This window comes from Janthinobacterium sp. FW305-129 (assembly GCF_020858115.1).
GTDB lineage: Bacteria > Pseudomonadota > Gammaproteobacteria > Burkholderiales > Burkholderiaceae_D > Janthinobacterium.
Genome location: NZ_JACYMM010000005.1, coordinates 265,978 through 276,841, shown reverse-complemented (window position 1 = coordinate 276,841; position 10,864 = coordinate 265,978). Strand labels below are relative to the sequence as shown.

The following is a 10,864-nucleotide window of genomic DNA, read 5'->3' as shown; positions in this document are numbered from 1 at the left end:
TGGTGCCAGCCGCTTCCATCACGAACGAACGAGGTCGCAGTATGACGATTTTTGGCATAGGCATCCACATCCTGATCGCGGTATTCTTTGCGATTCACGTGGTGCGCAACGGGCAGCAGCTGTACTGGCTGCTCATTTTATTCATGTTCCCGCTGCTGGGCAGCGTGGTGTATTTCTTCGCCATCTACCTGCCCAATTCGCGCCTGCCGCAAGGCGCGCGCAAGGTCGCTTCGGTGGCCGTGCAGGTGCTCGATCCGAACCGCGAATTGCGCGAGGCGAAGGCCGCCTTCGAGTACACGCCGACGGCGCAAAATCAGATGCGTCTGGCCAGCGCGCAGCTGGAAGCGGGCGATGCGCAGGAAGCGGCAGCGACGTACGAAGCCTGCCTGCGGGGAGCGTTTTCATCGGACCTGGAAATTCGCCTGGGCGCGGCGCGCGCCTATCTGGAGTGCGGGCGCGGCGCCGAAGCGCTGACGCACCTGGAATTCATCCGCCGCACGGATATCCATTTCCGTCCCGAGATGGTGTCCCTGCTGACGGCGCGCGCGCTGGCGCAAAGCGGGCGCCAGGTGGAAGCGAAGGCGGAATTCGACGATGCGCTGACGCGCTACAACAGTTTCGAGTGCCGCGCCGAGTGCGCGATCTGGGCGCTGCAGCAGGGCGACAAGGTGTTGTCGGAACGCCTGCTGCTCGATATCGACAGCGCCATGGCCCGCTGGAGCAGCCATACGCGTTCGATGTATGCGCCGCTGCTGGCGCGCCTGGACGCGGCGCGCCGGTAGCTGGCTTGCCGGTGCCTGGTGCGGATACGCTTACACGCCAGGCACCGTATTCTTCCCTTCAAGCAGTTTGTACCCCTTGCCATCGAAGCCATAGCGCGCGTGGCCGTTAAGGGGCGTGGCGATGCGCGGCGGGTCTTCGTCCGGCTTGACCGTGACGCCCGGCTTGATCTTTTCGGACGCGCCCTTGAAATCGATCAGCAAGTCATCGTAGGCGCCGCCATTGCGCGCCGGCGCGAAGCGCCAGTTTCCCTTGACCATCCAGCACTCGTCCGTTTCAGGCCCGCAGGCGCCCATATTGTCCGAGTACAGGTCGATGGCGCCATCGAGCGAGCTGACCTTGCCGTCGCCGATTTCAAACAGGGCCAGTTGCGTGATGGTGTAGCCCTGGCCCGTATAGCCGTGGCGGATCGCCAGTCCCGGCTTGTTCGCGCCCAGCATGACCCAGTGGACTTCGCCGAGCTGCCCCGACGAGCCCAGGGCGGCGATGTTTTCCAGGCGTTTCACGACTTGCCACTGGCCGTCTTCCGGCGCGCCCTTGGGCGCCAGGAAAAAGACATTCAGCAGTCCCGGCGAGGCATGCGCCGATTCGGCCGTGCCTTCCGTATTGGCCGTTTCCGCATTCGCCACCAGGATGGCGCCGCCATCGGGCAGCAGCTTGTGGCTGACGGCGCTGACGACGTAACTGAGCTTGTCGACGTGGTTGTCCGGATCGGGCAGGTCGGCCAGCGCGTCGTCGCTGTCGCCGCGGTAGGCCTTGCCGAAGACGGCGCGCATCATGGCCGCTTCGTGTTCGCGTGCCTGCGGCGTGTTCATTTCGTCGGTCTTGGGCGCGGTGGCGGCAGGCGGCGGCACGATGTCGGCCGGCGCCGGTTCGACGGCTGCTGCCGGCGCGTCGGCGGCTTCCTGTGCCTTGGCGGGCGCGGTTTTTTCCGAGCAGGCGCCCAGCAGGGAGCATATCAACAGCAGGGCCAGCGGAGTGGGGTAATTCATAGGCAGGGCAAATTGCGTTCATGGAGAATGGGCGCAGTATGCCAGATAGATGAAAGCGGGGGAGCGCGGCCTGGTGGCCGGTCCCCCGCTTCCTTGCCCGCAGGGGGCGTTTTTGCAATCAGCCGTGGCGCTTATTTTTCCAGCGCCACTCTGTCATCGCGCCGCAGCGGCGCCTGCTGGCGGCGCAGTTTCGCCATGCCGCGCTTGAGCAGGTGCTCCAGGTCGTCGATATAGGTGAACACGGCCGGCACCACCAGCAGGCTCAATAACGTCGAGGTGATCAGGCCGCCGATGACGGTAATGGCCATCGGCGAACGGAAGCTGGGATCGGCGCCCCAGCCCAGCGCCAGCGGCATCATGCCGGCGCCCATGGCGATCGTCGTCATCAGGATGGGGCGGCTGCGCTTGTGGCAGGCGTCAACCAGCGCATCGAAGCGGTTCATGCCGGCCTGGCGCGCCAGGATCGCATAGTCGACCAGCAGGATGGAGTTTTTCGTGACGATCCCCATCAGCATGATCAGGCCGATCATCGACGGCATCGACAGGGCGCTGCCCGTGATCAGGAGTGCCACGAAGGCGCCGCCGATCGACAGCGGCAGCGCCGCCAGGATGGTCACCGGCTGCATGAAGTCCTTGAACAGCAGCACCAGCACGCAATAGATGCACAGCACGCCGATCAGCATGGCCAGGCCGAAGCTGGCGAACAGCGACGCCATTTCCTGCGCGTCGCCCAGTTCGGCGATCTTCACGGACGGCGGCAGATTCTTCATCGACGGCAGCGCGCGCGCTTCTTCATTCAGTTCGCCGAGCGTGCGCGAACCGAGTTCCACGTCGAGCGTGACGTTGCGGCTGCGGTTCAAGCGGTCGATCTGCGCCGGGCCGCTTTCCATCGTCACCGTGGCCACGTTCGCCAGGCGCACGGGGCCATTCTTGCCGGGCACGGTCAGGCGCTCGATGGCGGCCAGGTCGGCGCGCACGCTGTTGGGCAGCTTGACGCGGATCGGCACCTGCCGCTCGGGCAGGTTCATTTTCGTCAGGTCCGTGTCGTAGTCGCCGGCCGTGGCCACGCGCACGGTCTCGCCGATGGCTGCCGCCGTCACGCCCAGGTCGGCCGCCCTGGCGAAATCGGGGCGCACGATGATTTCCGGACGCACCAGCGAGGCGCTGGAATTGACGTTGCCGATGCCTTTCAGGCCGCGCAGCTCGCGCTCGACCTTTTGCGCCGCCGCCATCAACGCCACCGGGTCTTCCGAGCGCAGCACCAGTTGCATCTTGACGCCCGTGTCGGGCGGCCCCACCGTGAAGCGGGCGCCGGGGATCGTATCGAGCTTGTGGCGCAGCTGCGTTTCCAGGTCCGCCATCGATTCCTTGCGCTCCGTGCGGTGCACGGTGGTCAGGGTCAGCACGGCGCGGCGCGCCTCGGCCGCCGCGCCGGGGGCGAAGGCGTCGCCGCTGGAGCCCCCGCCAATCGAACTGAAGACGCCCTGGATGCCCGGCGTGCGCATGGCCGCGTCGCGCGCCATGGCTGCCACGGCCTGCGTTTCCGCCAGGGTGGAGCCGGGCGGCAGTTCCAGGTTGATCTGCGTCTGCGCGCGGTCGGCAGCCGGCACGAAACCGGTCGGCAGCAGCGGCACGAGCGCGATGGCGCCGACAAAGAACAGGGCCGCGGCGATGGCCGTGATGCCGCGGTGGTTCAGGCACCAGCGCATGACCGTCAGGTAGCGCGTCATCAGCCAGCCATCCTGTTCTTCCTTGTGCGGCAGCGGTTTCAATATGTAGGCCGCCATCATTGGCGTGAGCAGCCGCGCCACCACCAGCGAGGCCAGCACGGCCAGCACGGCCGTCCAGCCGAACTGCTTGAAGAACAGGCCGGGAATGCCGCTCATGAAGGCCGTCGGCAGGAACACGGCCACCAGCGCGAAGGTGGTGGCGATCACCGCCATGCCGATTTCGTCGGCCGCTTCCATGGCCGCTTCCATCGGTGACTTGCCCATGCGCAGATGGCGCTCGATGTTTTCGATTTCCACGATGGCGTCGTCGACCAGCACGCCGACGACCAGCGCCAGCGACAACAGGGTGACGGTATTGAGCGTGTAGCCGAACCAGTAGATGCCGAGGAAGGCCGGCATCACGGACAGGGGCAGGGCGGCGGCGGCGACCAGGGTGGCGCGCCAGTCGCGCAGGAACCACCACACCACCAGCACGGCCAGCAGCGCGCCTTCGTACAGCAGCTCCATCGAACCGTCGAAGTTTTCCTCGACGGGGAAGGCATTGTCGATCGACTGCTGCAGCACCACGCTGGGGTTTTCCTTCTGCAGGTCGGCGATGGCGGCGCGCGCGCCGTTGGCGACGGCCACTTCGCTGGCGCCCTTGGTGCGGAACACCTCGAAGGCGACGACGGTCTTGCCATCCTGCTCGGCCAGTGCGCGCGGCTCGGCGATGGTGTCGCGCACGCTGGCCACCTGGTCCAGGCGCACATGGCGTCCGTCCGGCAGCGGCACTTCCACGCGCGACAGTTCATCGGCCGTTTTCACGGTGGCGATGGTGCGCACCGACTGCTCGGCACCGCTGACGTCGCCCCGGCCGCCCGGCGCTTCGCGCTGCACCAGGCGCAGCTGCCGCGAGACGTCGAGCGCCGACACTTTCAGCGCCGCCATGCGCGCCTCGTCGAGTTCCACCTGGATCTCGCGGTAGACGCCGCCCACGCGGGTGACGGCACCCACGCCGGGCACGGTCAAGAGGCGCTTGGCCACCGTGTTGTCGACGTACCAGGACAGGTCGGGAGAGTCGAGCGGGTTGTCCACGCCGGGTTTTGCCGTGGCGATAAAGGTCAGCACCACGCGCCCTGCCGTGGATGCCTTGGTGACGGTGGGGTCGCGCAGTTCGGCCGGCATGTCCGCCTTGACCCTTGCGACGGCGTCGCGCACGTCGTTGACGGCTTCGGCGATCTGCTTTTCCAGGATGAATTCGACGGTCACCGTGACGACGCCATCGAGCACCTTGGTGTAGATGTTCTTGACGCCTTGCAGGGTGGCGACGGAGTCTTCGATCTTGCGCGCCACTTCCGTTTCCAGTTGCGCCGGCGCGGCGCCGGGAAGTACCGCGCTGACGGTGACGATGGGCAGTTCGATGTCGGGGAAATCCTGCACCGGATTGGCCTTGTAGGCCAGCAGGCCGGCCAGGGTCAAGAGCGCGAACAGCATGATGGCCGGGATCGGATTCTTGATCGAGAGGGAGGAAAAGTTCATGGCCTCTCCTTACTTTTTCGCTGCCGGTGCAGCCACCGGCGTCTGAACCGGGTTTTTCACATTACGGACCAAATCGCCGTCATTGAGGAAGCCGGCGCCGCTGACGACGATCGTCGTGTCGGCCGTGATGCCGCCAAGGATTTCAATGCGGTCGCTCAGGCGCCGTCCGGCCTGCACCTTGATCTGGCTGACTCGCTGGTCGGCATTGAGGCGGAAGACATAACTAAAACCGTCGCGCACGGCGATGGCCTGCTGCGGCACCGTCAGCGCGCCCGAGGTGCCCAGTTCAAATTCGCCGCTGGCGTACATGCCGGCCTTGAACGGCGCGTTGTTGCCGCTGCTGGCTGGCAGGTCCACGTAGACGAGGGCGGAACGCGTCTGCGGGTCGACCGTGGGAGCGATCATGCGCACCTTGCCCGTCAAGACGCTGCCGTTGGCCGCCTTGACCTGCGCCAGGGTACCCGGTTTCAGGTTCAGCAGCTCGGTGGCCGTCACTTCGGCGCGCCATTCGAGGCGGCCCTGGCGGATCATGCGGAACAATTCCGTACCGGCGCCCACCACCGACCCCACGGTGGCCGAGCGCGCAGAGATGATGCCGCTGTCGGGCGCCACCACCTGCGTGTATTTGAGGCGCAGCTGCTGCGACGCCAGCTGCGCCTTGGCCGACGCAATGCGCGCGTTGGCCGTCTGTTCGGCCGTCAGGTACTGGCTGATCTGCTGCGCGCTGATGGCGCCCGTGCTTTGCAGCGAGCGGGCGCGCTGGGCGTTGGCGGCTGCTTCGGCCGCATTCGCTTCCGCTTCCAGCACGGCGGCCCTGGCCTGCGCCACGTCGGCGTTCACCGTGTCGTTGGAGAACACGGCCAGCACCTGGCCGGCGCGCACCACGTCGCCGACATTCACGCGCACGTCCGTGAGACGCAAGCCGTTCGATTCGCTACCGATGACGGCTTCCTGCCAGGCGGCCACGTTGCCGTTGGCGCTCAGCTTGATGGGCAGGCTGGCCGTCTGCGGCTTGGCCGTGGTGACGGTGAGTGCGGGTTTTTGCGCCGCGTTCTTGTCCTTTGCCTCGTCGGCCGCCGTGGACGACGGGGAGTACAGGGCCACGCCGGCACCCAGCGCCACGCAAAGGGCGGCCAGCGCGAGCGCCATCGGTTTCAAGGTCATTTTTTTCATGTTGTCGTATCCGTCAGGGGGCGTTGTTGGCGATGGCGCTGCTGCTGTTCCAGCCGCCGCCGGCGGCGCGGTACAGCGCCACCCAGGCGGCGCTGCGTTCGCGCTCGAGGTTGACCACCGTGTTTTCGGCGGCCAGGCGCGTGCGGCGCGCGTCTTCCAGTTCGATCAGGCTGGCCAGGCCATTCTTGTAGCGGTCTTCGGTGGCGACGAACGACACGCGGTAGCCTTCCTGGGCCGTTTTCGCGTGGCCGCTGCGCTCGTCCGTGCTGGCCAGGTTGACCAATGCTTCCTCCACTTCGCGCACGGCCTGGCGCACGCCGGCGCGGTACTTCACCACCGCTTCGTCGTAGCGCGCCGTGGCGGCATCGACCTGGGCGCGGCGGGTGCCGCCGTCGAAGATGGGCAGGCTGACGGCCAGCGGACCGATGCTCCAGGTGCTGGCCGTGATGCTGCTGCCGCCGGCGCGGATATTGCCCTTGCCGATGGAGCCTGCCAGGCTCAGGCGGGGATAGCGCTGCGCCTGCGCGCCGCGTACTTCGAAGCTGGCGGCCGCCACTTCGCGTTCGGCGCTGTAAATGTCGGGACGCTGGCCCAGGGTTTGCGCCGGCAGTTGCGCAATCGCCACGGGCGAGGGCGCAACAAAGGGGCTGGCCGCCAGCTTCTGGCGCAGCGTCTCTTCCTGCAGGGCCGACAGGGCCACTAGCGCCTTGACATTCACGTCGCAGGCGGTGCGCTGTTCGATGGCGCGGCTGGCGCCTTCGGCGGCGCTGGCACGGGCCAGGGCGGCATTGGCGGGCGGCTGGAAGCCGGCGCCGGCGCTCAATGCCGTCAGGCGCGCCGAGTCGCTTCGCGAGACGGCATCCTGTTCGGCCACGGCCTGCAATTGCTGGCAGGTGCGCAAGGCGTAGTACTGGTTTGCCACTTCGGCGGCCACCGAGACGCGGGCCTCATGCCAGCCTGCCCTGGCGCTGTCGTAGCGCTCCTGCGCCGCATCGCGCGTGGCACGGTTGGCGCCAAATACATCGATTTCCCATGACGCCTGCAAGGCCGCCTGCGAGGTGGTGCCGCCGGGCTGCGCCGATTGCTGGCTGGTGCGCACCACGCTACCCGTCGCATCGAGCTTGGGCGCCAGCGCGGCGCCGCTGGCGATGCTGTCGGCGCGCGCATGCGCGATGCGCGTGCCGGCGGCGGCGATGGTGGGGCTGGCCTGCTGCGCATCGGTGATCAATTCCACCAGCAGTCTGTCGCCCTGGCCCTGCCACCAGCTGGCCAGGTCCGTCAGCTTGCCGTCGTGCGGCAGCGGCGCCTGCCACTGCGCGGGCGCGCTGGCGGCCACCGCGGCGGGCGGTCCCTGCAGGGCGCAGCCGCCCAGCGCCAGCGCGATGCCGGCGGCCAGGGCGCCTTGAACGGTGCATCGAATAGTCGTCATGCTGGTCCTTGTGCTTGTCGTTGAGCGGTGGGGGGGGAGGGAGGAAGGGCCAGGCGCCGGCGCTCCACGTCGGCCATGGCCAGCGCGTAGTCGGTCATGCGCGCCAGCCAGGTATCGATGGCGTGCGCCGATTCCATCAGTTGCGGACGCAGGGTGTGCAGCACCTCGGCGCCGACCATGTGCTGCAGGGCGAGCGAGGCGATGGAAAACGCCAGGCGGTGCATGTCGTCGCTGTCGTCGGGGGCGCCCAGGTGGCGCGCCAGCACGCGCGTGAGCGCCTCGTGTTCGGCACGGATGTTCTGGTCGACCTCGCGCGCCCACAGGCCCGTCGGTTCGAGCATCTCGCGGCACCACAGGCGCATGCAATCGCGCGCGATTTCTCCCTGCTGCATGGGGGCGAGCAATTGCGCATAAAAGCCTTCCAGACTTTGGCGCAGGGTGAAATGCGGTTGCTCGTACAGGGCGATATTGTCTTGTGGATTCGATAGTTGATGGGAGAAGGCGGCGCGGTACAGGCCCGCCTTGTCGCCAAAATAATAGCGGATGGCCGCCGCGTTGGTGCCGGCCGCCTGTGCCAGTTCGCGCGTGGAGGTCTTGGCGTAGCCCTGCTCGGCAAACAGGCGGATGGCGCTGTGCAGCAGGCGCTCGCGCGACTGCTCGCCATCGGAGCGGGGCTTGCGCCCGTCGTCGGCGCTTGGTGTTGGGGAAATGTTTTTTTCAATCATGTCGGAGATTTAATCATATATCTCAAACGATTGATATAACTAAATCGCTTGATTTAGTTAAGGAAAGATGAAGATCATGGACAACGCAGGCAAAAAAAAGCCCGCGAACTGGCGCGGGCTGAATCCAATGTTCGGAGAACGAATTGGAGGAGACAGGTTCACTATAGCGCTGAATATGTTGCAGTGCAATACCGTAGAACTACTGTATCTATCTCTCCAGGATGGCAAACATCACAATGGCATGTTGCGGTGCATCGCAGTTCAGGTTTTGCTGCGCAGGGCCAGGGTGAACGTGCTGCCCGAGCCGTAGTCGCTGTTGAAGAACAGGGCGCCGCCGATGGCGTTGGCCAGGTTCTGACACAGGTACAGGCCCAGTCCCGCGCCTTCCACGTGGCGCGTGGAGGTGGAATCGAGCTGCGAGAAGGCCTGGAACAGCTTGGCCTGGTCTTCTTCCTTGATGCCGGCGCCGCTGTCGGCGATGCTCATTTCCGTCACCAGCACGCCGTCTTCCTCGCGCTGGGCCAGGCTGATGCGCACCGTGCCCTGTTCCGTGAACTTGATGGCGTTGTTGAGCAGGTTGATGAGGATTTGCGTCAGCGCGCGGCGATCCGTGTCGATGATGGCGGGCGGCTGGCCCGCTTCGCCCAGCGCCATCTCCAGCGCCAGGCCCTTTTGCTGGGCCAGGGGGCGCAGGGTGTCGGCCACTTCGGCCATCAGGTCCTGGCAGTGCACCGGCTCGATCGACAGGGTCAGCTTGCCCGCTTCGATCTTGGCCACGTCGAGGATGTCGTTGATCAAGGAGAGCAGATGGCGCGCGCTGGCGCGGATGGTATTGAGCTGCTTGTCCTGGTCCGACGTCAGGGGGCCGGGCAGTTTCATCAGCAGTGCGCCCGTGAATCCGATGATGGCGTTCAGCGGCGTGCGCAATTCATGCGACATGTTGGCGATGAAGGCGGACTTCATGCGGCTCGCCTCGGCCAGTTCCAGGTTTTTCAGGGCGATTTCGCGGTTGATGGTTTCCAGTTCGGCCGCATGGTGCGCCAGGCGCATGTTCAGCTCGATCACCTGGCGTTCGCGCGCCTGCAGTTCGCCGTTGACCTGCACCGCCTGTTCATACGTGGAGATCAGCAGGTCGAGGATTTGCTGGCGCTCCGCATTGATGAAGTGCTTCTGGTCGCCCAGGTACAGGGCGATGCCGATTTCCACGTTCTGGTTCTTGCGCAGCTTCTGGTTCATCAGCATGTGGCTGATGCGGTTGAGCAGGTAGTCTTCCGCATAGGGCTTGCGGATGAAATTGTCGGCGCCGCACTCGATGCCGCGGATGATGTCCTTCGGGTCGTTGAGCGAGGTGACGAGGATGACGGGAATGTCGCGCAGGGTCGGATCGGACTTGATGGCGCGGCACAGGTCGTAGCCATTCATTTCAGGCATGACGATATCGGACAGCACCAGGTGCGGCTTGCGCTCGCGGATGGCGGCCAGGGCCAGCTGGCCATTCGCCGCCACGCGCGCGTTGTAGTGCAGCGACTGGATCAGGCGGCGCAAGCGCTCCGCCTGGGTCGGGCTGTCCTCGACGATCAGGATCTCGATTTCGTCAGGCTTGATTTGGTTGTTGGAGTCCACAGACCTCTCCTAGGATTTCAGTGTGGTGATGCTGGGCGCGTTGAGCGCGCAAGATCGACATCCTGTGACTATATCGGATTTAGGTCTGTAAAAGTAACTTCCAAGTAACTATTTTGGCCCATGGGAATGCTGTGGCCGTCTATCAGTTTTCGCCCTGGAACTGGCCGGCGCGATAGGTCAGCACGAGGGTGTCGCGGTGGCCATGTTCGCCGACGGGCTGGATCGGCGTCGATTCATGGATCACGGCCGCATCGTCGAGCAGCAGCAGCGACCACGGCTCGGTCAGGGTAAAACGTTTGCCGTTGGGACCGTCCGCTTCAAAGATGCGCGTCTCGCCGCCCTTGACCTGTTCACGCCCGATCAGCAGCACGGCGACGAAGTCGACGCCGTCGCGGTGCGCGCCTTCCGGCGTGGGGCGGCCGATGCCATCGGTCGTATCGATGCGGAACTGGTGCGCCTCGATGAACCACGGCTGGCGGCCCTTGACCTGCGAGCAGGCGTCCCCCAGCGCGCGGATCAGCTGCTGCCAGGCCGCTTGCGCAACGATAGCCGGTTCGACCGGTTCGAACAGGCGGTGCATGCCGCCGTGCAGAGCGTTGTATTCCACCGGTTGCCAGTGCGGACGGTGCGCCGTCTGCGTCAGGCGCTCGCCATCCTGCACGAAGCATGAGTGGCGCCGGCGGCGGTAGCGGCCGCCATCCTTCAGGTAATTGTCCAGCGTCAGCGTATTCCAGCTTGGTTCCAGCGCGCGCAGCGCGTCGAGCGGGCAGCCTGCCAGCGCGGCTACGTCCTGCGGGCGCAGGACGGCATAGCCGTCATCGCGCAAGGCGTCCTTGACGTGGGACGGGTCGGTAAAGATCGGTGCGGAAGTGCTCATGGCGGTGCCGGCCGGAA

The 10,864-nt window shown here is 65.9% G+C and carries 8 protein-coding genes; 1 reads left to right on the top strand and 7 read right to left on the bottom strand.

The genetic code is table 11. The features are described from left to right. The first annotated feature begins 41 nt into the window (after positions 1-41). On the top strand, positions 42-782 hold the full coding sequence (locus tag IGS61_RS12330; protein ID WP_230539837.1) for a tetratricopeptide repeat protein: 741 nt from the start codon (positions 42-44) through the stop codon (positions 780-782). Positions 783-812: 30 nt separating this feature from the next. Here the strand turns inward: IGS61_RS12330 and IGS61_RS12325 are convergent, their stop codons facing one another. From IGS61_RS12325 to IGS61_RS12295, 7 genes are all read right to left on the bottom strand, one after another. Further along, positions 813-1,772, bottom strand: a complete 960-nt coding sequence (locus IGS61_RS12325; protein WP_230539836.1) for a hypothetical protein — start codon at positions 1,770-1,772, stop codon at positions 813-815. A gap of 131 nt (positions 1,773-1,903) precedes the next feature. After that, positions 1,904-5,020, bottom strand: a complete 3,117-nt coding sequence (locus IGS61_RS12320) for an efflux RND transporter permease subunit (RefSeq protein ID WP_230539835.1) — start codon at positions 5,018-5,020, stop codon at positions 1,904-1,906. A gap of 9 nt (positions 5,021-5,029) precedes the next feature. After that, positions 5,030-6,193: an efflux RND transporter periplasmic adaptor subunit gene (locus IGS61_RS12315; protein ID WP_230539834.1), complete on the bottom strand. Its 1,164-nt coding sequence runs from the start codon at positions 6,191-6,193 to the stop codon at positions 5,030-5,032. A gap of 13 nt (positions 6,194-6,206) precedes the next feature. Then, positions 6,207-7,622: an efflux transporter outer membrane subunit gene (locus IGS61_RS12310; protein WP_230539833.1), complete on the bottom strand. Its 1,416-nt coding sequence runs from the start codon at positions 7,620-7,622 to the stop codon at positions 6,207-6,209. Beyond that, positions 7,619-8,347 (bottom strand): CerR family C-terminal domain-containing protein, encoded by a 729-nt coding sequence (locus IGS61_RS12305; RefSeq protein WP_230539832.1) that lies wholly within the window; start codon positions 8,345-8,347, stop codon positions 7,619-7,621. Before IGS61_RS12305 ends, IGS61_RS12310 begins: the two co-directional genes overlap by 4 nt. 261 nt (positions 8,348-8,608) lie before the next feature. Further along, the gene (locus IGS61_RS12300) at positions 8,609-9,970 is read right to left on the bottom strand and encodes a hybrid sensor histidine kinase/response regulator (RefSeq protein ID WP_230539831.1); all 1,362 of its coding nucleotides are present in this window, start codon (positions 9,968-9,970) and stop codon (positions 8,609-8,611) included. A gap of 142 nt (positions 9,971-10,112) precedes the next feature. Beyond that, positions 10,113-10,847, bottom strand: coding sequence for a 2OG-Fe dioxygenase family protein (locus tag IGS61_RS12295; RefSeq protein ID WP_230539830.1), 735 nt, complete (start codon positions 10,845-10,847; stop codon positions 10,113-10,115). Positions 10,848-10,864: the final 17 nt, after the last annotated feature.